The 23,363-nt window shown below is 61.7% G+C and carries 21 protein-coding genes and 1 pseudogene; 12 read left to right on the top strand and 10 right to left on the bottom strand.

Annotated elements, in window-relative coordinates; translation table 11 throughout:
- Window positions 1–14: 14 nt before the first annotated feature.
- Window positions 15–1,835 carry an extracellular solute-binding protein gene (locus tag AC07FD_RS16360; RefSeq protein ID WP_478350682.1) on the bottom strand — a complete coding sequence of 607 codons (1,821 nt, stop codon included), beginning with the start codon at window positions 1,833–1,835 and terminating at the stop codon, window positions 15–17.
- Window positions 1,836–2,067: 232 nt separating this feature from the next.
- Here AC07FD_RS16360 and AC07FD_RS16355 point away from each other — a divergent pair, with 232 nt between their 5' ends.
- A complete protein-coding gene (locus AC07FD_RS16355) occupies window positions 2,068–2,697 on the top strand; it encodes an invasion associated locus B family protein (protein ID WP_095091562.1) in 630 nt (209 codons plus the stop codon).
- A 73-nt stretch (window positions 2,698–2,770) separates the two neighbouring features.
- Here AC07FD_RS16355 and hspQ read toward each other — a convergent pair whose 3' ends face one another.
- Both hspQ and AC07FD_RS16345 read right to left on the bottom strand, forming a co-directional pair.
- The gene (gene hspQ / locus AC07FD_RS16350) at window positions 2,771–3,094 is read right to left on the bottom strand and encodes a heat shock protein HspQ (protein WP_167392389.1); all 324 of its coding nucleotides are present in this window, start codon (window positions 3,092–3,094) and stop codon (window positions 2,771–2,773) included.
- Between the two features lie 178 nt (window positions 3,095–3,272).
- Window positions 3,273–4,481, bottom strand: coding sequence for a UbiH/UbiF family hydroxylase (locus tag AC07FD_RS16345; protein WP_478350681.1), 1,209 nt, complete (start codon window positions 4,479–4,481; stop codon window positions 3,273–3,275).
- A 113-nt stretch (window positions 4,482–4,594) separates the two neighbouring features.
- Here AC07FD_RS16345 and AC07FD_RS16340 point away from each other — a divergent pair, with 113 nt between their 5' ends.
- The 8 genes from AC07FD_RS16340 (at window position 4,595) to AC07FD_RS16305 (ending at window position 12,801) form a co-directional block, all read left to right on the top strand.
- Window positions 4,595–5,491, top strand: coding sequence for a DUF2182 domain-containing protein (locus tag AC07FD_RS16340; RefSeq protein WP_478350680.1), 897 nt, complete (start codon window positions 4,595–4,597; stop codon window positions 5,489–5,491).
- Between the two features lie 14 nt (window positions 5,492–5,505).
- Window positions 5,506–6,120: a DUF1326 domain-containing protein gene (locus AC07FD_RS16335; protein ID WP_095091806.1), complete on the top strand. Its 615-nt coding sequence runs from the start codon at window positions 5,506–5,508 to the stop codon at window positions 6,118–6,120.
- Window positions 6,117–6,923: a phosphatidylcholine synthase gene (gene pcsA, locus AC07FD_RS16330; protein ID WP_478350679.1), complete on the top strand. Its 807-nt coding sequence runs from the start codon at window positions 6,117–6,119 to the stop codon at window positions 6,921–6,923. The genes AC07FD_RS16335 and pcsA overlap by 4 nt, the downstream gene beginning before the upstream one ends.
- Window positions 6,924–6,945: 22 nt before the next feature.
- Window positions 6,946–7,926 (top strand): quinone oxidoreductase family protein, encoded by a 981-nt coding sequence (locus AC07FD_RS16325; RefSeq protein ID WP_478350678.1) that lies wholly within the window; start codon window positions 6,946–6,948, stop codon window positions 7,924–7,926.
- 132 nt (window positions 7,927–8,058) lie between these two features.
- Window positions 8,059–9,636 carry an ABC transporter ATP-binding protein gene (locus tag AC07FD_RS16320; RefSeq protein ID WP_478350677.1) on the top strand — a complete coding sequence of 526 codons (1,578 nt, stop codon included), beginning with the start codon at window positions 8,059–8,061 and terminating at the stop codon, window positions 9,634–9,636.
- Window positions 9,633–10,763 carry an ABC transporter permease gene (locus AC07FD_RS16315; RefSeq protein ID WP_478350676.1) on the top strand — a complete coding sequence of 377 codons (1,131 nt, stop codon included), beginning with the start codon at window positions 9,633–9,635 and terminating at the stop codon, window positions 10,761–10,763. The genes AC07FD_RS16320 and AC07FD_RS16315 overlap by 4 nt, the downstream gene beginning before the upstream one ends.
- Window positions 10,763–11,683, top strand: coding sequence for an ABC transporter permease (locus tag AC07FD_RS16310; RefSeq protein ID WP_095091569.1), 921 nt, complete (start codon window positions 10,763–10,765; stop codon window positions 11,681–11,683). The genes AC07FD_RS16315 and AC07FD_RS16310 overlap by 1 nt, the downstream gene beginning before the upstream one ends.
- Window positions 11,684–11,733: 50 nt before the next feature.
- Window positions 11,734–12,801, top strand: coding sequence for a BMP family ABC transporter substrate-binding protein (locus tag AC07FD_RS16305; protein WP_457153392.1), 1,068 nt, complete (start codon window positions 11,734–11,736; stop codon window positions 12,799–12,801).
- 48 nt (window positions 12,802–12,849) lie between these two features.
- On the opposite strand, the pseudogene AC07FD_RS16300 reads toward AC07FD_RS16305, so the two are convergent.
- From AC07FD_RS16300 to AC07FD_RS16270, 7 genes and pseudogenes are all read right to left on the bottom strand, one after another.
- Window positions 12,850–13,955: pseudogene (locus AC07FD_RS16300) on the bottom strand (acyltransferase family protein).
- Between the two features lie 99 nt (window positions 13,956–14,054).
- Complete coding sequence (gene rimO / locus AC07FD_RS16295; RefSeq protein ID WP_478350675.1) at window positions 14,055–15,368, bottom strand: 30S ribosomal protein S12 methylthiotransferase RimO; 1,314 nt, start codon at window positions 15,366–15,368, stop codon at window positions 14,055–14,057.
- A 147-nt stretch (window positions 15,369–15,515) separates the two neighbouring features.
- Window positions 15,516–16,175: a TerC family protein gene (locus tag AC07FD_RS16290; RefSeq protein WP_478350674.1), complete on the bottom strand. Its 660-nt coding sequence runs from the start codon at window positions 16,173–16,175 to the stop codon at window positions 15,516–15,518.
- A gap of 184 nt (window positions 16,176–16,359) precedes the next feature.
- On the bottom strand, window positions 16,360–16,788 hold the full coding sequence (locus tag AC07FD_RS16285; protein ID WP_457154815.1) for a DUF930 domain-containing protein: 429 nt from the start codon (window positions 16,786–16,788) through the stop codon (window positions 16,360–16,362).
- Window positions 16,789–16,844: 56 nt separating this feature from the next.
- Window positions 16,845–17,543, bottom strand: coding sequence for a DUF2161 domain-containing phosphodiesterase (locus AC07FD_RS16280; RefSeq protein ID WP_478350673.1), 699 nt, complete (start codon window positions 17,541–17,543; stop codon window positions 16,845–16,847).
- Window positions 17,544–17,899: 356 nt separating this feature from the next.
- Window positions 17,900–18,703, bottom strand: coding sequence for a sterol desaturase family protein (locus AC07FD_RS16275; RefSeq protein ID WP_478350672.1), 804 nt, complete (start codon window positions 18,701–18,703; stop codon window positions 17,900–17,902).
- Window positions 18,704–18,762: 59 nt separating this feature from the next.
- Window positions 18,763–19,686: a class I SAM-dependent methyltransferase gene (locus AC07FD_RS16270; RefSeq protein WP_478350671.1), complete on the bottom strand. Its 924-nt coding sequence runs from the start codon at window positions 19,684–19,686 to the stop codon at window positions 18,763–18,765.
- A gap of 31 nt (window positions 19,687–19,717) precedes the next feature.
- Here AC07FD_RS16270 and AC07FD_RS16265 point away from each other — a divergent pair, with 31 nt between their 5' ends.
- The 3 genes from AC07FD_RS16265 to AC07FD_RS16255 are packed head-to-tail and all read left to right on the top strand — an operon-like array spanning window position 19,718 to window position 23,279.
- On the top strand, window positions 19,718–20,587 hold the full coding sequence (locus AC07FD_RS16265) for a TylF/MycF/NovP-related O-methyltransferase (protein WP_478350670.1): 870 nt from the start codon (window positions 19,718–19,720) through the stop codon (window positions 20,585–20,587).
- Between the two features lie 14 nt (window positions 20,588–20,601).
- Complete coding sequence (locus tag AC07FD_RS16260) at window positions 20,602–22,629, top strand: glycosyltransferase (RefSeq protein WP_478350669.1); 2,028 nt, start codon at window positions 20,602–20,604, stop codon at window positions 22,627–22,629.
- Entirely contained in the window at window positions 22,626–23,279 is a 654-nt protein-coding gene (locus AC07FD_RS16255; protein ID WP_478350668.1) for a class I SAM-dependent methyltransferase, read from the top strand. The genes AC07FD_RS16260 and AC07FD_RS16255 overlap by 4 nt, the downstream gene beginning before the upstream one ends.
- The last annotated feature ends 84 nt before the right edge of the window (window positions 23,280–23,363 follow it).

Below are 23,363 nucleotides of genomic sequence, written 5' to 3'. Positions count from 1 at the left end.
ATCTCCCGAAATCCTCAGTTCGGCTTGCGCCACCAGCTTGGCAGTTGATACCCAAATATGGGCGTCTTTTGCGGATGTTCCAGATAGTTCCAGTAGGCGATCCATTGCTGCGTGTTGTACTGCGTCGGCACCATGTAGTTGCCGGAGATCAGCAGCCGGTCGAGAACCCTGACAGCCGCGACATAGTCTTCCTTTGAACGCGCGCGCAGCATCGCGTCGATCGCCGCATCAACCGCCGGATCGGCGACACCGGCCAGATTGAACGAGCCTTCGGCCTTGGCCGCTTCGGATCCCCATCGGCCAAGCTGTTCAATGCCGGGCGACAATGAATTGTTGAAGCCGCTCGATCCGATCAGCGCCTCGAAATCGAAGCGCTGCTTGCGCGACTGGATCTGATCGCCGTCGAGGCTGCGAATGGTGACGTCGATGCCGATCTTCTCAAGCGTGCGCTGATAGATGCCGGCAAGGCGCTCCTCATCCTGCGAAGCAACAAGAATCTCGAAGCCAAAGGGTTTGCCGTCGGGATCGAGCATTGTCCCGACCTGCACGTGATAGCCGATGCTTTTCAAGAGATCGAAGGCCGCTTTCAGCACCTTGCGATCCTGCCCTGAACCATCGGTGACCGGTGGCCGGTACGTGCCATCCATGACATCGGCCGGCACGCGGCCGGGGTAGGGCGCCAGCAGCGCCTTTTCCCTCTCGTCAGCCGGATGACCAAGCGCGGAAAGCTCCGAATTCTGCCAATAGCTCATCGCGCGCGCGTACTTGCCGCCAAACAGGTTCTTGTTGGCCCATTCGAAGTCGTAGAGCATGCCGAGCGCACGCCGCACGACCGGGTTGGCGAACTTCTGCAGCCGCATGTTGAACAGGAAACCGGTCACCACGGGCGGAATGCCGGTGTCGAAGGTTTCGGCGACCACCTCGCCCTTGTGGAAGGCCGGAAAATCGAGGTCGCGCTCGCGCTTGACCGGATCGCTGTCGTCGTCGATGGCGCAAAGGCCCTTCTTGAAAGCTTCGAGCTTGGCGTTGGCGTTGAGGAAATACTCGATGGTGATCTGGTCGTAATTGTCGAAGCCGCGCTTGGCCGGGATGTCCTTGCCCCAATAGTCCGGGTTGCGCTTGAAAACGATGCGTTGGCCAGGCTGTACCTGTGCAACGGTGTAGGGGCCACTGCCGATCAGTGGCTTCAGCGTCGTCTTGTCGAACGTGTCCTTGTCGAAGGCATGCTTGGGTATGATCGGCGTCAGCGCGATGATCAGGGGCGTCTCGCGATTGGCCTTGTCGTTGAATGTGAAGCGCACGCTGTGGTCACCGGTCTTTTCGAGCTTGGCGATCAGGCTCATGCGGGCGCTGTAGGGTGGACGGCCCTTGTCGGTATAGACATCGTAGGTGAACAGCACATCCTCCGGCGTCACCGGCTGGCCGTCGGACCATTTGGCCTTCGGGTTGAGATGGAACTCGATGCTCTTGCGCTCGGGATCCATCTCGGCGGTGTCGGCGAGCAAGCCGTACAGGCTGAAGGGCTCATCGTAGTTGCGCTGCATCAGCGGCTCAAAGACGAGATTGCCGTAAGTCTGGTCCATCATGCCGCGCGCCGTCGTGCGCAGGCTCTTGAGGATGAACGGATTGAGATTGTCGAAGCTGCCGACGACGCAATAGGTGATCGAGCCGCCCTTCGGCGCGTCCGGATTGACGTAGTCGAAATGCGTGTAGTCGGGCGGCAAAGCCGGTTCGCCCTGCATGGCGATGGCGTGCTTCGGCTCCGACGCGGCCGGCTGATGCGAAAGGGCGAGAAGCGATATCGCGGTGATCAGCCAAACAAGAACGCGGCCCATGACCGTCTCCTTACTGGGTCAACTTGATGATTCGGTGCGCACCCTAGCATGAGGCAACTGCGTGCCGGCCAATGGCGTCATCAAGAATTACAGGTGGCGGGCTGGATTCGACATCGCTTGCAGTGTAACACGCCCCCCGAAGTCATTCTGTTGCCTCATTTTGGCAACAGGTAGCTGGACCACACGGCACGAAGAAGCCGGTCCCGGGATCATTTGAGAGGAAGTGCACGACATGACGAGCCTGAACAGCAACGCGTACCGCCTGTCGGTCATGGCCGCTGGCGTGGTCGGCTTTCTGGGCGCAGGGCTTCCCGCTGCTTCCGCACAGCAGCAACAGCAGATTCCGCAAGGCTGGTTCAAGGCTTGCACCAAGCAGGAAGACGTCGACATCTGCAACGTCCAGAACATCACCACCGCCGGTAACGGCCAGCTGATCACCGGCGTCAGCCTGATCGAGCTGAAGGGCAAGGTGAACCGCAAGGTGTTCCAGGTGACGGTGCCGACCGGCCGTCTGGTGCCTCCCGGCATTGGCCTGCAGATCGATACCGGCAAGGCCGTGAAGCTTGATTACGTCATTTGCTTCCCGGATCGTTGCGTGGCCGAAGTGCCGCTCACCGACCAGCTCGTCGGTGCCTTCAAGAAGGGCCAGGCGATCACGCTGACCTCGGTCAATTTCCAGAACCAGCAGAACCCGATCAAGATCGCCCTGCAGGGTTTCAGCGGCGCCTATGACGGCCCGCCGCTGCAGCAGTCCGATATCGAAGACCGGCAGAAGAAGCTCCAGGACTTCGTCGCCAAGAACAACCAGGATTTCGCCAAGAAGCTCAAGGAAGAGCAGGACAAGGCGAAGACCGCCAACTGATTAGCCGGTTTTTGTCGGCCTAACAAAAAAGCGGGGTCATGCCCCGCTTTTTTTGCGCCTGTCGTCTGGTCGGTTAATGCCTCGATTGCCGTTTCGGCTCGTAGCGCCCGTCCGGCCTCTTGTCGAACATCTCCTTGATCTGCGGATGCCGGACCGGCTCGCCCGACTGATCCTCGAGCAGGTTCTGCTCGGAGACATAGGCGATGTATTCGGTTTCCGAATTCTCGGCGAGCAGGTGATAGAAGGGTTGATCCTTGCGCGGCCGCACGTCGGCCGGGATGGCTTCGTACCATTCGTCGGTGTTGGCGAACTGCGGATCGACGTCGAAAATGATGCCCCTGAAGGGAAACAGCCGGTGGCGAACCACCTGTCCGATTGCGAATTTGGCTGTTTTCATCGTACTCACCACTGAATTCCTTGAACTTATTTGGCGCAGACTGGGCATCAATTCAATCCCGAAGCGTTTTGAGCGTGCCTTGAAGCTACGCAGGATGCGGGGAAAAGGTTTTGCCGCAGGCCGCCGATGTCGACATTCGCCGAGGACGCGGATTGGCGGAATGTTCGGAAGATCGCTATCAGCGCGCCGGCTTTCGCAGGCCGCCGGCCAGCTCCGCAAAGCCGCTGCCGGGACGAAGCCCCTCGCGCATGAAGAAGGCGCGAAGCGGCGCGAAGCCACCCAGCACGCCAAGCCCGGCAACACGGGCCATCTGCGCCGGCAGCATGTCGGAAAGCAGCGACATGTTGAGCAGATTGACCGCACTGCTGCGCGCCAGAATATCGGGGCGGCGTTTGAAATCGTAGGCTGCAAGGGCCTTCGCAGCGCCGGGGTCGGTGCGATTTTCTCCAGCGATACCAACGAGATCGTCGATATCCCTGATACCGAGATTGAGGCCTTGGGCGCCGATCGGCGGAAACACGTGGGCGGCTTCGCCGACAAGCGCCACACGGTCCCGCGCGAAACGCAGCGGCGTCACCGCCGAAAGCGGATAAATCTGCCGGCCCGGCTCGACCGTCACCCGGCCCAGCATCGACTGCATCTGCTGTTCGACCCGCACGGAAAGCGTCGCATCGTCCAACGCGGCGAGGTCCGTTGCTGTCTCGGGCTTCACCACCCAGACCAGGCTCGAGCGATTGCCGGGCAGCGGAACCTGCGTGAACGGACCGGTCTCGGTGTGGAATTCGGTCGAGGTGAAGGCATGATCGCCGCTGTGACGGAAATTGAGGACAAAAGCTGCCTGCGGGTAGGAGCGGGCCGAGGTCGAGATGCCGGCCGCCTGGCGGGCCGGTGACAGCCGCCCATCGGCGGCGACCGCCAGGGAAGCATCCACCGTGCTGCCGTCGGTCAGCACGGCACGGGCATGTTCGGCGTCGAGATGCCAACTCGCCACCATCGACCTTCGCCAGTCGATGCCGGTATGCGTAGCAACCGTGCGGGCGAGTGCCGGATTGAGAACGCTGTTGGGCAGGTTCAACCCGAACTGGTCCTCGCCGATCTCGCTGGCGCGGAAGGTGACGACGGGGCTACGGATCAGCCGGCGGGTCGCGTCGACGATACGCATCACCTTCAAGGGCGCCGCCTTGGGCTTGATGTCTTCAAGCACACCAAGCCGCGCAAGCACCTGCAGAGCGGGGTTCATCAGGGCCGTCGTGCGGCCGTCGGGGGCAGAAGTTTCGGGCCCGACAAGCGTCACCGGGAAACCGGCCTCGGCGAAAGCGAGCGCCGCGATCAACCCTGCCGGCCCCGTGCCAGCAACCAGTATCCGCGCAGTGTCTCGATGCTCCAAGATCGGCTTCCGGCTTGCAATGCGAGGCAGCCCACCCGACCTGCCAGTCGATCCAGCATATAGGTCAATTCATGCCGCTTGATCAACGCGGCGATTCGGCTCATTCGGATGTCATGACCGGCCAGCAAGACGACTTCAGCCATCTCGACCGCGCCGGCCGCGCCATGGCGAACATCGCGCGCAGTCCCCGTGTGACGGCAAACGTCGTTGTCGGCGCCTGCATCCTGCTTGCCTGGCTGTTGCTTGCCGCGATGGCAATCCGCAGCGCCGAAGGGCGGATTGCGGGCCTCAGCGCCCCTGGCGACGCGCTTCTGCGCAACCTGCCGCGACTGCCGCTACCGGATTTCCTGGAACGGTTCTTTGCGCTCTGCCTGTCGCCGACGCCGCTGGACGGAAGCCTCGGCCTCAAGGCCAGCGCGCTCGTCTTGATGTGGTTCCTGATGGCGATCGCCACCATGCTGCCTTCGGCCGCAGCGATGATCCGCACCTATTGCGAGATTGCCGACACGGCTCGCATCAAGGGCGAGCCGGTCGTCCATCCGCTGGTGCTGGTTGCTGGTTACCTCAGCGTCTGGCTCGCTGCCTCGATGATGTTCGCGGCGCTGACCTTGGCCATTCATGCATCCGCCTCGTCCAACGGGTTGCTCGACCCCGTCATCGGTATTGCCGGCGCGCTCGCTCTGCTGATCGCTGGCCTCTACCAATTCAGCGGCCTGAAGGAAGCCTGTCTGAAGAAATGCAGGAACCCGTTCTCGATCCTGTTCGCGAATTGGAGCGCGAGGCCCGTCCGCGTCTTCCGGCTTGGCGTCGCGCAAGGCCTGTGGTGCCTCGGCTGCTGCTGGGCGTTGATGCTGGTGATGTTCGCCGTCGGGGTGATGAACGTCTTCTGGATGGCGTTGATCGGGCTGTTCACCCTGATCGAAAAACAGACGGCGAGCAGGGTTCCAACCCGGCTGGCCGGTGCGATACTGCTTGTCTGGGCAGCAGCGCTGCTAGTAGTCTCGCGATGAGTGGGGGAAAGTCGATGTCAGACCAGAGCTGGGCGATGAAGGGAGAGCTCGTACTCTCCTGCAATTGCACGGTTTTTTGCCCCTGCGTGCTGTCGCTCGGCAGTCATCCGCCGACCGAAGGCTATTGCCAGACCTGGGCCGGCTTCCGCATCGACGCCGGCCATTTCGGCGAGGTCGACCTGTCGGGGCTCAATCTCGGATTGATCATGGAAATCCCCGGCTATATGAGCCGCGGCAACTGGACCGCCGGCCTGTTCATCGACAAGCGCGCATCGGTCTATGCGGTCAAGGCGCTGACCAAGATTTTCACCGGCAAGGCGGGCGGGACCACCTCGTTGCTCTCCATCCTTGTCGGCAAATTCCTCGGTGTCGAACAAGTGCCGATCACCTATGAGACGCGTGACAGGACACGCATCTTCCAGATCCCGAAGATCATCGACGGGGCGGTAACGCCGATCCCCGGCAAGGACCGCGACAAGGATACGGTGATCAGCAATTCGGAATACTGGATCGCGCCTGAGATCATCGTTGCCAGGTCCGACAAGAGCAAGATGCGGGCTTTCGGCCGAAACTGGAATTTCGCCGGCCGGTCGGCCGAAATCTGCAAGCTGGATTGGCGGGGCCCGTGAGCAAGAACACAACGGCCAAGAAGATCAGGGACCGGATTCCGCGACCGAAGAAGAAAGTCACCTGGCCGCAGGCGAGGGCGTTCTCCGTCCATCTGCTGACCGCCTCGGGCTCGTTCCTGGCCTTCCTGTCGCTGGTGGCCGCGAGCGAAGAGCGCTGGACCGCGATGTTCTGGTGGCTCGGACTGGCCTTGTTTGTCGACGGCATCGACGGGCCGATCGCCAGAAAGCTCGAGGTCAAGGAGATCCTGCCGACCTGGTCGGGCGAAATGCTCGACAACATCATCGACTACGTGACCTATGTCCTGATCCCCGCCTTCGCGCTTTACCAGCGCGGCTTCATGGGTGAGGGACTGTCTTTCCTGTCGGCGGCGATCATCGTCGTCTCCAGCGCCATCTACTACGCCGACACCGGCATGAAGACGAAGGAGAATTTCTTCAAGGGATTCCCCGTGGTCTGGAACATGGTGGTGTTCACGCTGTTCGTCATCGAGCCGGGACAATGGGTTTCGTTCGCGGTGGTGGTGGTGGCCGGCATTCTGACTTTCGTGCCGATCAATTTCATCCACCCGGTGCGGGTGGTGCGGCTGCGGCGCATCAACCTCGCGATGACGCTTTTGTGGTGCGCTTTCGGTGCACTGGCGCTGGCGCAGGCGGCACTCGCTGCCTTCTACGATCAGATCGGCGTGCTGGGCGAGCAGGTCAGCACCTTCACCAAGATCGGCATCAGCATTACCGGACTCTACCTTGCCTGCATCGGCGGCGTCATGCAGTTCTTACCAAATCTCGGTGCCAAAAAAGTCTGATCAGCCCAAGGAAGTTCCGCCCATGTCCAAAGCGATCCGCATCCACGCCAATGGTGGCCCGGAAGTCCTGACCTATGAGGACACCGATCCCGGCCGTCCGGGATCGGGGCAGATCCTGATCCGGCATACGGCGATCGGCCTCAATTTCATCGATGTCTATCACCGCACCGGCCTTTATCCGCCGCCTGGCGGATTTCCACTGGTTCCGGGCAGCGAGGCTGCCGGCGTGGTGCTGGAAGTCGGCCAGGACGTCGACTGGCTGAAGCCGGGCGACCGCATTGCGTATGCGACGAATGTCGGCGGCGCCTACGCCGAGCAACGCGTCATCGCGGCCGACCGCGTGGTCAAGGTGCCGGATGGCATCAGCGACGAACAGGCGGCCGCGATGATGCTGAAGGGCATGACCGCCGAGTATCTGCTGCGGCGCACCTTCAAGGTGAAGGCAGGCGACACGATCCTGTTTCATGCCGCGGCAGGCGGCGTTGGGCTGATCCTCGGGCAATGGGCTAGATATCTCGGCGCGACCGTCATCGGCACGGCCAGCTCAGCCGACAAGATCGAGCTCGCCAAGGCGCACGGCTTCGATCACGTCATCAACTACAAGGAGCAGGATTTCGTTGCCGGCGTCGCCGCCATAACCGGTGGCGGGAAATGCGACGTCGTCTACGATTCGGTCGGCAACGACACGTTTCCGGCGTCGCTCGATTGCCTCAAGCCGCTCGGCATGTTCGTCAGCTTCGGCCAGTCCTCGGGATCGATCCCGCCGTTCAGCATGTCATTGCTGGCCCAGAAGGGCTCGCTGTTCGCCACAAGGCCGACCTTGTTCGTCTACAATGCGAAACGCGAGGACCTCGAGGCCTCCGCCGCCGCCTTGTTCGAGGTCGTGCTCAGTGGCGCCGTCGAGATCAAGATCAACCAGCGCTATGCGCTCAAGGACGCCGGCAAGGCGCATTCCGACCTCGAGGGCCGCAGGACAACGGGGACGACGATTCTCATCCCTTAGTCCTTCTGCCTTGCTATCCCTTGAATTTCCGCTGAAATTCTTGAAGCTCTTTCAAGACGCGAGCCGCTTTCCGATGAGAGCAGGCCGCGCCTACCATGCTTGCGGGAACACAGAACATATCTGGCTAACCAGATGGGAGGCACTGTGAGTGCAAATCAGGACGGCACGAACCTGCTCGAGGTCCGTGGTCTTACCAAGATATTCGGCACACTGACGGCGTGCGATCATATCGATCTCGACATCGCCAAGGGTGAAATCCACGCCTTGCTCGGCGAAAACGGCGCCGGAAAGTCGACGCTGGTCAAGATGCTGTTCGGTTCGCTGGAGCCCAATTCCGGCGAGATTTTCTGGAACGGCCAGGGGGTCAGGATTTCGAGCCCGGGCGCGGCAAAAAAGCTCGGCATCGGCATGGTGTTTCAGCATTTTTCGCTGTTCGAGGCGCTGACCGCGGCCGAGAACATCGCGCTGTCGCTCGATGACGGTTCACCGATCAGCAGCATCGCGGCGAAGGCGAGGGCGCTTTCCTACAGCTACGGCCTGCCGCTCGATCCGGAATCGCTGGTCGGCGACCTGTCGGTCGGCGAACGCCAGCGCATCGAGATCATCCGCTGCCTTCTGCAGACGCCGCAGCTCATCATCCTGGACGAGCCGACCTCGGTGCTGACGCCGCAGGAGGCCGACAAGCTGTTCGAGACGCTGGAGCGTCTGCGCTCGGAAGGCAAATCCATCCTCTACATCTCGCACCGGCTTGAAGAGGTCAAACGCATCTGCGACCGCGCCACCGTGTTGCGGCATGGCAAGGTGGTCGGCCACTGCAATCCGCGCGAGGAAACAGCCTCGTCGCTGGCCCGCATGATGGTCGGCAACGAAGTGCAGGCCGTGGTGCGTGCGCCGGTCGAGGGGATCGACAAGGCGCAGCCGCTGCTCGAGATCCGCAACCTCACCCGCAAGCCGGCAACGCCGTTCTCCATACCGCTCAAGGGCATCAGCCTGAATGTCCGCGCCGGCGAGGTGATCGGCATTGCCGGTGTCGCCGGCAACGGCCAGGGCGAGTTCTTCGAATCCGTTTCCGGCGAGATGCTGCAGCAGGATGGCGCCTCGGTGCGCATTCGCGGCAAGGATGCGGGTGGCCTCACCATCACCGGGCGCCGCTTGCTGGGTGCTGCCTTTGTGCCCGAAGAGCGCCTCGGCCATGGTGCGGCGCCGCGCATGAAGCTTTCCGAGAATCTGCTGCTGTCGCGCCATGCCACCGACGGCAAGGCCTTTGTCGGCACCGGTGGAGTGGTCAGGAGTGGCGCCATCTACGCCGCCTCCCAACGCATCATCGAGGCGATGGACGTGCGCAAGAGCGCGCCGGATCCTGAGGCCGCGGCGCTTTCGGGCGGCAATCTGCAAAAATTCATCGTTGGCCGCGAACTCGACCGCCGGCCAAGCGTCATGGTGGTCAACCAGCCGACCTGGGGCGTCGACGCGGGCGCTGCCGCCCATATAAGGCAAGCCCTGATCGAGCTGTCGCGCAGCGGATCGGCGGTGCTGGTTATCAGCCAGGATCTCGACGAGCTGTTCGAGATATCGGATGCCATCGCGGTCATGCACAATGGCCAGCTGTCGAGGCCGATGCCGATCGCCGAGGCAACCTTCGAGAAGGTTGGCTTGCTGATGGGTGGGGCCGAGCCCGGCCACGCCGAACATACGCTGGAGACGGCATGATGCGCCTCGAACTCGTCAAACGCCCGCAGCGCTCCGTGCTGTTCTCGGCCCTGTCGCCATTCATCGCCTTCGCGCTGACGATCATCGCCGGCGCCATCATGTTCGCGCTGCTCGGCGTCAACCCGTTGACCGCATTCCGGATCTACTTCATCGAGCCGATCAGCCAAGTCTGGCAATTGCATGAACTGGCGATCAAGGCAGCGCCTTTGATCCTGATCGCTGTCGGCCTGTCGGTTTGCTACAAGGCGAACATCTGGAACATCGGCGCCGAAGGCCAGTTCATCCTCGGCGGCATTGTCGGCTCGATCATTCCGGTGCTGTTCCCTGAGTTCGAGGGCCCTCTGGTGCTGCCGCTGATGCTGTTGCTAGGCATGGTCGGCGGCGCGGTCTATGCGGCGATCCCGGCTCTGCTCAAGACCCGCTTCGGCACCAACGAGATCCTGACCAGCCTGATGCTGGTCTATGTCGCCCAGCTCTTCCTCGACTGGCTGGTGCGCGGACCGTGGCGCGATCCGCAGGGCCATGGTTTCCCGCAGACCATTCAGTTCAGCGACTCGGCCGTGCTGCCGGAGCTTATGCCCGACGCCGGACGCGCAAACTGGGGTTTCGTCTTCGCGCTGGTCGCCGCCGTGCTGGTCTGGATCCTGATGAGCCGCATGCTGAAGGGTTTTGAGGTGCGTGTGCTGGGCTCAAGCCCACGGGCAGGGCGTTTCGCCGGCTTCGGCCTCAACCGCATGGTGTTCTTTGCCTTCCTGCTGTCGGGCGCCTTGGCCGGGCTTGCCGGCATCTCGGAAGTTTCGGGCGCCATCGGCCAGCTGCAGCCTGTCATTTCGCCCGGCTACGGCTTCACCGCCATCATCGTGGCGTTTCTTGGCCGCCTCAATCCACTCGGCATCGTCGCCGCCGGCCTGGTGCTGGCGCTGACCTATCTCGGCGGTGAAGCCGTGCAAAGCGCGCTCGGCATCTCCGACAAGGTGGCGCGGGTGTTTCAGGGCATGCTGCTGTTCTTCGTGCTCGGCTGCGACACGCTCATTCACTACCGCATTCGCCTGATCGGCCTGGCGCTGACCAAACCGGAAAGCGCTGCGAAACTCGAAGCCGCGCCAAAGTTGAAGGAAGCCCGTTGATGGACATCACCATAAACATCCTTCTGACCATCGCCACGGCGGCAACGCCGCTGCTGATCGCCGCCATCGGCGAACTGGTGGTCGAGCGCTCCGGCGTGCTCAATCTCGGCGTCGAGGGCATGATGATCATGGGCGCCGTCGGCGGCTTCGGCGCCAGCTATCTCACGGGATCACCCTGGATCGGCCTCCTGGCGGCTATCGCCATGGGGGCGGTGTTCTCGCTGCTGTTTGCCGTCATGACGCTGTCGCTGGCCACCAACCAGGTGGCGACGGGCCTGTCGCTGACGCTGCTCGGCCTCGGCCTCTCCGGCATGATGGGGACGAGCTTTGTTGGCCAGCCCGGCGAACGGCTGCCCAACCTCGACATCCCCGGGCTGACCTCGATCCCCGTCGTCGGCAGATTGCTGTTCGGGCAGGATCCGATCTTCTACATCTCGATCGCGCTGACCGCGGCCGTCATGTGGTTCCTGTTCAAGACCCGTACCGGACTGACGCTGCGCTCGATCGGCGACAGCCACACGTCAGCCCATGCCCTGGGCATCCAGGTCATCCGCTATCGTTATCTCGCGGTGATCTTCGGCGGCGCCTGTGCCGGTCTGGCCGGCGGCCACCTCTCGCTTGTCTACACGCCGCAATGGGTCGAGAACATGACCGCCGGCCGCGGCTGGATCGCGCTGGCGCTGGTGGTGTTCGCCTCGTGGCGGCCATGGCGGGTGCTGGCCGGCGCCTACATCTTCGGCGCGGTGTGGATCGGTCAGCTTCATGCACAGGCTTTTGGCATTCCAGTGCCGTCGCAGTTTCTTTCTTCGCTACCCTATCTGGCAACCGTCGTGGTTCTCGTTCTAATCTCGCGCAACAAGCGTCTGACGATGATGAACACGCCGGCTTCCTTGGGGCAGCCATTCGTTCCGGATCGTTGACAATAAAAACAAACGGGAAGCTCCAAGGCTTAACACAGAGAGGTAACACAATGAAAAAACTGCTTATTGCCCTGATGACCACGACAGCGGCAGTTTCGCTGGCGGCGTCCGCAGAGGCAGCCGACAAATTGAAGGCTTGCTGGGTCTACACCGGCCCGATCGGTGATTTCGGCTATTCCTACCAGCACGACCAGGGCCGTCTCGAGGTGGAGAAGGCACTCGGCGACAAGGTCGAAACCGCTTATCTCGAAAACGTCTCCGAAGGCCCCGATGCCGACCGTGCTTTCGAGCGTCTGGCGCGCGAAGGCTGCAAGATCATCTTCGGCACCTCCTTCGGCTTCATGGACCCGGAAGTGAAGGTCGCCAAGAAATTCCCAAAGGTGATGTTCGAGCACGCAACCGGCTACAAGACCGGCGACAATCTCGGCATCTACAATGCGCGTTTCTATGAAGGCCGCTATGTGCTCGGCCAGATCGCCGCCAAGGAATCGAAGGCCGGCGTCGCCGGCTACATCGTTTCCTTCCCGATCCCCGAAGTGGTGATGGGCATCAATTCCTTCATGCTCGGCGCACAGTCGATCAACCCGAACTTCAAGGCCAAGATCGTCTGGGTGAACTCATGGTTCGATCCGGGCAAGGAAGCCGACGCCGCCAAGGCGCTGTTCGACCAGGGCGCCGACATCGTCGTCCAGCACACCGATTCGACCGCTGCCCTGCAGGTGGCCGAGGAGCGCAAGCTGCACGGCTTCGGCCAGTCCTCCGACATGATCAAGTTCGCGCCGAACGCGCAGCTGACCTCGCTCACCGACGAATGGGGTCCGTACTACATCAGCCGGGTCCAGGCGGCCCTCGACGGCACCTGGAAGCCGGATAATGTCTGGCTCGGTATCAAGGACGGCGCGGTCAAGCTCGCCCCCTTCACCAACATGCCCGACGACGTGAAGGCGATGGCCGAAGCCACCGAGAAGAAGATCGCCGGCGGCTGGAACCCCTTCACCGGACCTATCGCCAAGCAGGACGGCACGCCGTGGTTGAAGGATGGCGAAGTCGCCGATGACGGCACGCTGCTCGGCATGAACTTCTACGTGAAGGGCGTCGACGACAAGCTACCGCAGTAAGCGGCGCGAGATACCAAAAAGGAGAGGGGCGCCGCAGGGCGCCCTTTTTCATTCCGCTGGTTGCGTCGCGGCCTGGGTGCGACGAAACCTCGCCAACCCGAAATCGACCGCGCGGCCCAGCCAAATCCTGAGCAGTCGCTGCGCCGGTCGCTCGCAGGTGCGCCAGATCGCCCACGAAACAAGGAGCATGAGTGCGATGCAGCCAAGGGCAGCAAACCATTTGCCGACCAGCGGTGCTGCGGCATTGATGACGAGATAACCGATGTTCTGGTGCAGGAGATAGAGTGGGTAGGTCAGCCCACCCAGCGCCAGGGTGAGCGCCGATGACCGCACGCGATGACGCAACAGGACCGCGCCGATCAAGGCCGCGTGCATGACGACATTGGCGACGACGAGAATGGCCGACGAAACGGCGATACCATAGTGATCCTGCATCCAGTGCTGCGTCACGGACAGTGTGCCGCATGAGATCAGGAACGATGCCGCAAGCAGCAGCAAGGCCGGCAGGGAACGGCCATGTGCGTGGAGGTGGTGGACCAGCACGCCGGCGGCGAAGAACGGCCCGAACTCGGTGACAAACAGCACCCTTGCCGCGCCGCTGCCGAGGAAGAATTCGTTCAAGGCCGAGATCGCCAGCCAGATGAAGATCAATTCCAGCTTGTGTCTCTGTAACAGCCCGGTGAACAGGGCCAGCGTCACCCAACCGTAGAAAACCAGTTCAAGAACGATCGACCAGTAGACGCCATCCACGAAAGGCTGGCCGAAGGCTGGCGCGAACATCGTCAGATTGGCGCCATACTGGGCGAACGAGGCCGGAAGCAGCGGTGTGCCGGCAAGCACGACAATCGCGAAAGTGATCGTCATGCAGAGCAGGAAACCCGGATAGAGGCGAACGAAACGTGCGATCGCGAACTGGTCCAGCGGCGGTTTTCCGCCGACCAGGCAATGACGAAACCGCTGATCAGAAAGAACAGATTGACGCCGAGATAGCCATGGATGGCGAACGGTGCTGCACGTGGATACCCCTCGCCAAGGAAGCCTTCGGCGGCCGCGTCGCGAAAGAAATAGTGGAAGAGCACGACCGCCAGCGCCGCCGCCAGCCTGAGCAGGTCCAGCGTCGCGATGTGATCCTGGCTGGCAGGTCTGACGTCCATCCGAATTTCCGCATTTACGGTCTGGAAACCATACTGCGGATCGCGGCTGAACGGGTTAAGCGGGCTGAACTATCGCCAGGTGTAGTAAATACGGCCGCGTCAGACCGCCGAACCGTAGAGGTCATAGGCGTCGGCGCGGTCAATCTTGACGGTGACGATGTCGCCGGCACGCAGCGGACGGCGCGACTGGATATGCACCGAGCCGTCGATCTCGGGCGCGTCGTATTTGGTGCGGCCCTTTGCCGATGTGCCGTGTGCTTCGTCGATCAGCACCGGCAGGCGCTTGCCGACCTTCTTGGCCAGTTGACTTGCCGAGATCTTCTGCTGGCGTTGCATGAAGCGGTGCCAGCGCGCTTCCTTGATCTCTTGCGGGACCTGTTCGAGACCGAGGTCGTTGGAGCGGGCGCCCCGGACCGGCTCGTATTTGAAGCAGCCGGCGCGGTCGATCTTGGCCTCGTCGAGCCAGTCGAGCAGCATTTCGAAATCGTCGTCCGTTTCGCCGGGAAAGCCGACGATGAAGGTCGAACGGATGGCGAGATCTGGGCAGACCTCGCGCCAGCCGCGGATGCGCTCGAGTGTCTTTTCGCCATGGGCGGGCCGGCGCATGTTCTTCAGCACCTGCGGCGAAGCATGCTGGAACGGGATGTCGAGATAGGGAAGGATCTTGCCGTCGGCCATCAGCGGGATGACGTCGGCGACATGCGGGTAGGGGTAGACGTAGTGCATGCGCACCCAGATGCCGAGCTTGCCCAGCTCCTCGGAAAGATCGAGGAATTTCGCTCGCACTTCGCGGTCGCCGAACATGCTGGTCTGGTACTTGATGTCGATGCCGTAGGCGCTGGTGTCCTGCGAGATGACGAGGATCTCCTTGACGCCGGCCTTGGCCAGTTTCTCGGCCTCGCGCAGCACATCGGCCGCGGGCCGCGAGACGAGGTCGCCACGCAGCGCCGGGATGATGCAGAAGGTGCAGCGGTTGTTGCAGCCTTCGGAAATCTTGAGATAGGCGTAGTGGCGCGGGGTCAGCTTGACGCCTTGCGGCGGCAGCAGGTCGATATAGGGATCGTGCGAAGGTGGGGCGGCTTCGTGAACGGCGGCCATCACGCTCTCATAGGCCTGCGGCCCGGTGATAGCCAGCACATTGGGGTGCCTCTCGCGAATGACGTCCGGCTCCGCACCAAGGCAGCCGGTGACGATGACCCTGCCGTTTTCCGAAAGCGCGGAGCCAATGGCGTTGAGCGACTCGTCGCGGGCGGAATCAAGAAAGCCGCAGGTGTTGACCACGACAAGGTCGGCGCCGTCATGCTTGCGTGCGATCTCGTAGCCCTCGGCGCGCAGGCGCGTGATGATGCGTTCCGAATCCACAAGGGCTTTCGGGCATCCAAGACTGACAAAACTCACGCGAGGAGCGGACATATAGGGTTTCCGGGCTTTTCAGGATTGCCGGCGCAGTACCACACTTATTGCGGCATTGGTATGGGCACGCCTTCGATGCGGCAAAACGCACGGCGACTGCGCTTGCGACCATGCTCTTCCTGATCGAAGACGCAGCCGGCAGCCGCCTCAGCTGACCACGTTGTTTACATGCGGCCAGACTTCCACCGCACCACGGTAGACCATGTCCACTGCCACATAGAGAATGATCAGCAGGCCGATATAGGCGATCCAGCGGTGGCGATGCAGCAACTTGGCAATGAAAGTCGCGGCGAGCCCCATCAGCGCAATCGACAGCACGAGGCCGATGACCAACACCGGAAAATGATCGCGCGCGGCGCCCGCGACCGCCAGCACGTTGTCGAGCGACATCGACACGTCAGCGACGACGATCTGCAACGCTGCCTGGCCGAGCGTCTTGCGCTTGGTCTTGCCGGCCACCATCTTGTCGCTGTTGAGATCAGAGTTCGACAGCGCCTCGGTCGCTTCCAGCTCGTCGGCATGCGATGTGCGCAGCTCGCGGTACATCTTCCAGCAGACCCACAGCAGCAAGATGCCGCCGGCCAGCAGCAGGCCGACGATCGCCAGCAGCTTGACGGTAACCGCGGCAAAGCCGATGCGCAGCACCGTTGCCGCCAGCACGCCGATGAGGATCGCCTTCTTGCGTTGTTCGGCCGGCAGGCCGGCAGCGGCAAGGCCGATGACGATCGCATTGTCGCCAGCAAGCACGAGGTCGATGGCGATGACCTGGAGCAGGGCGGTCAGGCTGGCAGCGCTGAAAATGTCCATCGACCGGAAGCCCTTGCTGATTTGCCGAGTATTCGTCGATTATCCAGGAGGGCCCTAACTTGGTGGTCCCTTGGCGTCAAGGGATCACTCACGGCGACGTGATCAAACCATCTTTGCACTGAAGCCGCGTTGAGGGAGCCGCCGCACGCGCCCGTAGCCGGGCAGAACCGCCGCCGACTGCCAATCAATCGTAGAGATTATACTTTGCCCACTCGGCTTCCGGAATCTCGTCGCCGATCCGATAGCGGAGCTGCAATACTTCCATATGGTCGGGCGCCGTCTGGCATTTGAATTTCAACCGGTACCATTGCCCCTTGCTGCGAAATGCAGCACCCGGACTTCTGATTGCATCGGCGCCCATCTCGGGCGTCGCGAACGCGTAGGCAACGACGCGATCCGCCTTGAACTTGCGATCGTCATGGGTGATCCGGTCGAGCACTTCGGCGTCACAACGCTGTTCAAGACGGGTTTGGGGATCGAGTTTCAACAGGCCGGCGCGCAAGGCATTGTCCATTGCGTTGGCCGGGAAACCCAGTGTCACAGACGCAAAACCCAGTGTCACGGACGCCAGGGCCATCATGCAGAGCTTCTTCATGGGTGGGACAAGCATCATATTTTACCGGAAAAATCAACCAAGGGGAGGGCCCCGAAGCCTGCAGGACCCTTCAATCAAATGGCCGGTTCGTTCAAAATTGCGTGTCGAGATTCATCATGCGATGGTTGCGGCCAACGGACCAACGAGGCACGGCCGGCATCCGTGAGATCGTAGAGGCCGCGGTCGACGCGCGCGAACCAACCATAGACATTGTGCCGCAGAATCTTCGGCGCGATCGGCGTCAGCGCCGTCAGATCACGCGGGCGCTTGGGTCCGTCCGCCATGGCGGCGGCGCAGGCAAGCGCGCTTTGGCGATAGGCGGTCATGATCGGATTGCGCGATCCTCCTCCCGCAACGGGATCGCCGCGACGGCGCTGGTGCTCGTCGACCAGGCGAGAGCGCCGGCGCGCATTCTTGCGCGGCGCCACGGCGATCGGGCTGAGAAGCACCTCGACCCGGTCGCTCGCGGTCACGCCAAGCAAGCCGAAGCCAAGCCGGCGGCAGAGATTGCGAAACCGCGCATCGCTTTCGCGTCCCTTGCCCCGGGCCGACATGCGCGCGGCCAGCCACACCTCGTCGCAGGCCGTCGCGCGGTCCACGCCCTGCAGCACGAGTTCAAGATTGAACTGCAGCTTCAGTTCGCAGATGACGACGATGGGCGGCTCTCCGTCGCGCAACGCGACGATGTCGCAGCCACCGATCTCACCCTTCACGACAAAGTCGAGGCTTTCGAGGAACCGCTTCACCGGCACATAAAGTGAGGTCTCGTTCATACACAGGAGACTTAGCCGATTCGGCGCAAAAAGCCTTCCTGCCAGCGCACAGCAGGAGACAGCCTCCTTTGCCGAACAGCTCTCCGTTGAGGACATGGAACCCTGCGAGCTCGACAACGCGGCCTTTGATCATGAAAAGTGGCGCAGCCGTCCGGAAAATTAGAGCCGACTGATGTACTAGTGTCGCATCAGTGTCGCAATCGCGCGATAATTAACCAATGCGCGATTGACGAACGCAGCGTGACGCGTCCTCCCAAGATGACCCCTCTGGTCCCTGCCGGTGGGGTTTTCTCTTTCAAAGAACCATAGTGGCGCTTGCGAAGGTGGAAGCAAACCTGTCTCGACGCCTTACGACGTCAGCCTTCCGCTTCAGTGGTCGGTGCTGCTGGACTAGATAGCTGCTTGCGGGGCTGGAGCGGATAGCCGATCTGACCAAAGTAGGTCGAAGGGACCGGATCATCGACGCCGTACTTCTCCGGCACCTTGTTGCCGGTAGCATTATAGGTACCGAACATCACGTCGAGGAAGGGCAACTGCCCGGCGAAGTTCTTATCATAGGCTTCGCGCTGATTGGCATGGTGCCAGCGATGAAACTGCGGGCTGGCGATCAGCCACTTCAAGGGGCCGAACGGAATCCGCATGTTCGAATGGACCAACATCGTGTGCCAAAAATAGATTATCGAAAAGATGGCGATCGAGGCTTCCGAGAACCCAAGGAAAAAGATTGGCGTCAGCGATATTGCCTTCGTGACTATGATGTCGACCGGGTGAGAGTGGAAGGCACCGAGCCAGTCCAACTCCTTGATGCCGTGGTGAATGGCATGGAACTTCCAAAGAGCAGGGATTTTGTGGAAGGCGCGATGTGCCCAATAGACGCCGAGATCGGTGATCAGGATGATTTCCGCAACCTGTAGCCAGACGGGCTGGCCGCCGACGGCTTGCGTTATCGATTGCGGGACAAGCATTGCCGCCAGGCCGAGGACACCGGCGGCCATCAAAACAACGGCTGCCTTTACGATGAAGCTGTTGAACAGCAGGTAGATCACATCGACGGCAAAGCCCTCGCGGAGGATCTTTTGCGGCCGCTCGGCAAACAGCTGTTCGAACGGAATGAAGATCAGCGCGCAGATCAAAAGCGCCTTGATACCAAAGATATCCATTCACCCGCCTCTATCGCCCTGCTTTCGTGTCACCCGCGGAAAAACGGTGATTCGCTAGTTTAGCGCGCAAAGCCGCGTTTGATGCGATCGACCACCGCCCTTACCGGGGCGGATGCACGCCAGGTCGTGCTGGAGGTTATGGCGTCCTGGCGAGCCTGTGCGTCCCGGCTTGCCTTTCGCGCATGTTCAATCTCCTCGACCAGCCGCGAATTGTCCGAGCGCAGGTGCTCCAGCTCGGCATCGTTTTGCCGCGAGTGCACGCTGGCTATGTGAGACCATAGCTGCCGTTGCCAGCGGTCCAGGGAAGTCTCCCGGTCCAAGGCATGAGGCTGGAGCTGATCCCGGACCGCGGATGCGAGCCTGCCGAGGCCCATGACGGCGACGGTGTCGGGAAGAAACGCAGTCTCATGCTCGATGCCGAGATGATCGAGAAAGCGCTCCGCATTGACAATGGCGTCCGCGATCAGGTTGGCGTCGTGGAAGGAAATGATGCAGTCCGGCTTCATAAGCCGGAGAACGCCGACAAAGTCCGAAAAGCAGGCCGTGTTGGTGTGCTCCGCGTCGATCAGCGTGAGCGTCGCCTTGGTCTCGATCGACTGGGGCGGCACATTGGAGACGTCGCTATCGATAGTGGTCAGCTTGGCCATTGCGTCGGGCGGAAGCTTGTCCGACAGCAAGGCAACCATCCGGGCCGCCGTGTTGTCAGGGTAGTGAAAAACCTCGGCGCGTTCGTCGGGCTGGGTCGCCGGCCGCAGATCGACCGATATCACCGCCTCGCAGGCCGGATCGATCAAATGCGGCAACAGGCTGCCGCCGATGTCTGAGCCAACCTCGAGATAGACGTATCGGCCGAGCGTCGATCGAGTGAAGTTCTGCACGCGCAGGAAACTTGTGCGGTCACTGAGCGTGCTTCCGGTATCGACCTGGAAAACAGCAATGTCGAGCGTCTCGATCATGCCCATCGCTTGATTGGCGGTTAGCATTCAGGGCTCCCATCGGACAATTATTCGCCGCTTGCTTGCATGGCGCGACTGGTTGAATCGAGCAAATCCTGTTGCACTTCGGCTGGATATCCGCAACAGCGTATTTCGCCATGGAACTGTTGAGCGCCTTGAAAGGTCGACGATGAACCGCCTCTATACTGATCTCCTGATCAAGATCATCGCCAACACGATCTACGGCTCTGGTTCGCAGGTGATCGATCCCTCGAAAATCGGAGAGTCGACCCCCTTCAATCGCGAGGATCGCCTCGTGGGTCGCGATTGGCCGACGGTTGCTCACTCCATGGCGGGCGTCAGGCGCCTGACAAATGTCCGCGACCTCGTCCAGCGCGTCATCGACGAGAACGTGCCCGGGGATTTGATCGAGACCGGCGTCTGGCGCGGTGGCTGCTGTATCCTGATGAAAGGTGTTCTGGCCGCCAACGGGATCACGGACAGGAAGGTGTATGTCGCGGACTCGTTCGACGGTTTGCCGCCGCCGGACCCCGAGAATTTTCCGGCCGACCTGGGTGACAGGCTGCACGAATACCGGCAGCTGGCGATTGATCAGGCACAGGTCGAATCAAACTTTGCCGCCTATGACCTCCTGGACGACCAGGTGGTCTTCGTCAAAGGCCTGTTCGGGGACACCTTGCCTGGCCTGAAAGCCGGTCCATTCGCCCTGATTCGACTGGACGGCGATATGTACGAGTCGACGATGGACAGCCTCGAAGCGATTTATCCAAGGCTCTCGCCCGGCGGGTTCGCGATCATCGATGACATGGCGTTTGGGCCATGCCGGCAAGCGGTCGACGACTACCGCGCGCGCAACGGCATCAAAGCCGAGATCCACGAGATAGACTGGACGGGCGGTTGGTGGCAGAAGCCAATGGCTGACAACTGAGCCACGGAATCGCGATGAAAACGAACACCCTGTCCGTCGTTGTTGTCGCTTACAACATTCCCCGAGAACTGCCGCGAACCTTGCGTTCGCTCGCATCGCCCTACCAGCAAGACGTGACGACGGATGATTACGAGGTCATCGTCGTCGACAACGGATCGTCACCGGCCGTTGGCGAGGGGCTGGTTGCGGACTATGGGCCGAACTTTCGCCTGCTGCGCATCGACGACGCATTGCCGTCGCCCGCGGCTGCCGTCAATCGCGGGATAAGGGAGGCGAGGGGGGACAACATCGGCGTGATGATCGACGGCGCGCGGATCGTGACACCCGGCTTGGTGCATTTCGCTCGCATCGGCCTGGGCATGGCGCCGACGGCAGTCGTGGCCGCGCCTGGCTGGTATCTTGGCAGCGACACCCAGGTGAATGCTCGCAGCAATGGCTATACGAAGGCCATCGAGGATTCGCTTTTGCAATCGATCCGATGGCCGGAAGATGGGTACCGTCTGTTCGAGATCGGGACGATGGATGAATCGTCGGTCGATCCGTGGTTCACGCCGATATCCGAAGCCAATGCCCTGTTCATGAGCCGGGAAAGCTGGCAGGCGATCGGTGGCATGGATGAGCGCTTCACCTATCCGGGAGGCGGCTTCGTCAACATCGATACGCTCGAACGTGCGATGGAGATGCCGCGGGCAAAGCTCATCCTCACCCTGGGGGAGGCTACATTTCACCAGTTGCACGGGGGTGTCGCCACCAACGCAAACGTCGAGCAGCCCAAGCATTGGCTCCTCTGGAAGGCCGAAAGGGACGCGTTGAGGGGTCGCGCGGACTTTAGCTTTCACGCCCCCTCGGCTTTCGTGGGATCGCTGCCTCCAGCGCTTGCGCCGCACCTTGCCCGCGCCCTGATTGTGTCTCCACACGGCGCCGGCCCAGCCACGGCCGCGGGCTTCAGGGCGCAACTGAAGCCGTCGGAAGAACCCGCGCCGACCAACCAGGCAGCCGCGGCGCTTGTCGAGTTGGCCAAGGTCGAGTGGGAGCGCGGGAACTACAAGGCGGCGGCAGACGTCGCTCGCATGGCAAGCAGCCATGCACCCGCCGAGTTGGCAACGTCACGCGTGCTTTTGTCCTCCGGCCTTCTTTCGCGGTACAATGAGCATCGGGATGCCGCCTATTTCACGGCGATCGGCGATGCGCACCGTGTCATCGGCGAGAACGAAACCGCCGACATTCAATACCGCAACGCCTTGGCGCTTGCCGCCGATAGCGTGGGTGCCCATGCCGGCCTGGCCAGCACGCGGATGTCGGGGCCTTCCTACTACGACTGGCTGGAGCGTCTTTACGCAGAACTGAAGCCCGCCGTGGTGGTGGAGATAGGCGTCTTTGACGGCGTGTCGCTTTCCAAGGTGAAGGCACCAACCCTCGCAATAGGCATCGATCCCAATCCACGCGCCACGGTGGCGCTCGGCGCGCAAACGCACATTTTTCCGGAGACGAGTGACGCCTTCTTCGATCGCGGTGGAGCGGACTCCCTGCTTGCCGGCCGCCCGGTCGGTGTCGGGTTCATCGACGGTCTGCACACTTTCGACCAGGTGCTGCGCGATTTTGCGAACCTTGAACGCTACTGCGACGCCGGCTCGGTTCTGCTCGTGCACGACACCGCAGCCCTGGACGACGCGACGCAAAAGGTTCCGCCGACGACGCAGTTCCACACCGGCGACGTCTGGAAACTGGTTCCGGCGCTCAAGACGCTGCGCCCCGACCTCGACGTGTTCACCATTGCAACGCCCTGGACCGGGCTCACCGTGATATCCGGCTTCGGCAAGGGCAGATATGATCGTTCGTGGATCGCCGACGCCGGCCAACGCTTTGCAAACATGGAGTTTGCCGAGATCGAGGCAAGGCTTGGCGAAGCGCTTGGCCTGGTCGCAAACGAATGGGAGCCGGTGCTTGCGCGGATCAGGGCCAACCTCGTCGGCAAAGCGGTGGCAAATCACTATCAAGGCGGCTGGCGGCGGCAAATTGCCAAGCTGATGAAGAGGCTATGATGGGCGGGTTCCTGCATCAGTACTTTTTGAACAACAGCGGCAAGGAGATTTACAAGTGGCTGCACTATTTCGACGTCTACGAGCGCCACTTCGAACGGTTCAGAAACCGGAGGCCGGTCGTTGTTGAAATCGGCGTCTACAAGGGCGGATCGCTCGACATGTGGCGTGCTTATTTCGGCGAGGGCGCGCGAATCGTCGGAGTAGACATCGATCCTGCATGCAAGGCGCACGAGTCCGAAGGGGTCGAGGTCTTCATTGGAAGTCAGGACGACCCTCGACTGCTCGATCGGATCGTCGAGAAATATGGCCCCATCGACATCGTCATCGATGATGGCAGCCACATGATGGATCATGTCATCGCGACCTTCGAGCATCTCTACCATCATGTGCAGCCGAACGGCGTCTACTTCGTCGAGGACACGCATACGAGCTATTGGGACGACTATGGCGGAGGGCTGCGCAAGCCGGGATCGTTCATGGAATTCGTCAAGGGAAAGCTCGACGAGATCAACGCGCATCACGCGCGCGGCGCCTTGCCGCCGAATGCCTTCACCCATGCAACAGACTCGATCTGCGTCTATGACAGCATTGTGGTTTTTGAAAAACGGCCGCAGGGCAAACGTCAGTCGCTGTTGACAGGGCAGGGGTAGGCCCGTTCGCGGGCCAGTCTGAAACCGTTGGCCCGGTGCTTCGCGCTGACGATCGGACCGAACTGAAGGTACCCGCGCCAGCGA

This window comes from Mesorhizobium waitakense (assembly GCF_056431085.1).
Note: the sequence above shows the minus strand (reverse complement) of the source record. Positions and strands in the feature narration are given on the sequence as shown.

What these genes read in the sequence shown, in the direction of transcription:
- AC07FD_RS16335 (WP_095091806.1), top strand. Translation starts at nt 5,506, where the DNA reads ATGTCAGACCAGAGCTGGGCGATGAAGGGAGAGCTCGTACTCTCCTGC.
- AC07FD_RS16290 (WP_478350674.1), bottom strand. Translation starts at nt 16,175, where the DNA reads ATGGACATTTTCAGCGCTGCCAGCCTGACCGCCCTGCTCCAGGTCATC.
- AC07FD_RS16320 (WP_478350677.1), top strand. Translation starts at nt 8,059, where the DNA reads ATGGGAGGCACTGTGAGTGCAAATCAGGACGGCACGAACCTGCTCGAG.
- AC07FD_RS16305 (WP_457153392.1), top strand. Translation starts at nt 11,734, where the DNA reads ATGAAAAAACTGCTTATTGCCCTGATGACCACGACAGCGGCAGTTTCG.
- AC07FD_RS16275 (WP_478350672.1), bottom strand. Translation starts at nt 18,703, where the DNA reads ATGGATATCTTTGGTATCAAGGCGCTTTTGATCTGCGCGCTGATCTTC.
- AC07FD_RS16270 (WP_478350671.1), bottom strand. Translation starts at nt 19,686, where the DNA reads ATGCTAACCGCCAATCAAGCGATGGGCATGATCGAGACGCTCGACATT.
- AC07FD_RS16340 (WP_478350680.1), top strand. Translation starts at nt 4,595, where the DNA reads ATGACCGGCCAGCAAGACGACTTCAGCCATCTCGACCGCGCCGGCCGC.
- AC07FD_RS16280 (WP_478350673.1), bottom strand. Translation starts at nt 17,543, where the DNA reads ATGAACGAGACCTCACTTTATGTGCCGGTGAAGCGGTTCCTCGAAAGC.
- hspQ (WP_167392389.1), bottom strand. Translation starts at nt 3,094, where the DNA reads ATGAAAACAGCCAAATTCGCAATCGGACAGGTGGTTCGCCACCGGCTG.
- AC07FD_RS16315 (WP_478350676.1), top strand. Translation starts at nt 9,633, where the DNA reads ATGATGCGCCTCGAACTCGTCAAACGCCCGCAGCGCTCCGTGCTGTTC.
- AC07FD_RS16360 (WP_478350682.1), bottom strand. Translation starts at nt 1,835, where the DNA reads ATGGGCCGCGTTCTTGTTTGGCTGATCACCGCGATATCGCTTCTCGCC.
- AC07FD_RS16310 (WP_095091569.1), top strand. Translation starts at nt 10,763, where the DNA reads ATGGACATCACCATAAACATCCTTCTGACCATCGCCACGGCGGCAACG.
- AC07FD_RS16285 (WP_457154815.1), bottom strand. Translation starts at nt 16,788, where the DNA reads ATGATGCTTGTCCCACCCATGAAGAAGCTCTGCATGATGGCCCTGGCG.
- AC07FD_RS16355 (WP_095091562.1), top strand. Translation starts at nt 2,068, where the DNA reads ATGACGAGCCTGAACAGCAACGCGTACCGCCTGTCGGTCATGGCCGCT.
- AC07FD_RS16260 (WP_478350669.1), top strand. Translation starts at nt 20,602, where the DNA reads ATGAAAACGAACACCCTGTCCGTCGTTGTTGTCGCTTACAACATTCCC.
- AC07FD_RS16255 (WP_478350668.1), top strand. Translation starts at nt 22,626, where the DNA reads ATGATGGGCGGGTTCCTGCATCAGTACTTTTTGAACAACAGCGGCAAG.
- rimO (WP_478350675.1), bottom strand. Translation starts at nt 15,368, where the DNA reads ATGTCCGCTCCTCGCGTGAGTTTTGTCAGTCTTGGATGCCCGAAAGCC.
- AC07FD_RS16325 (WP_478350678.1), top strand. Translation starts at nt 6,946, where the DNA reads ATGTCCAAAGCGATCCGCATCCACGCCAATGGTGGCCCGGAAGTCCTG.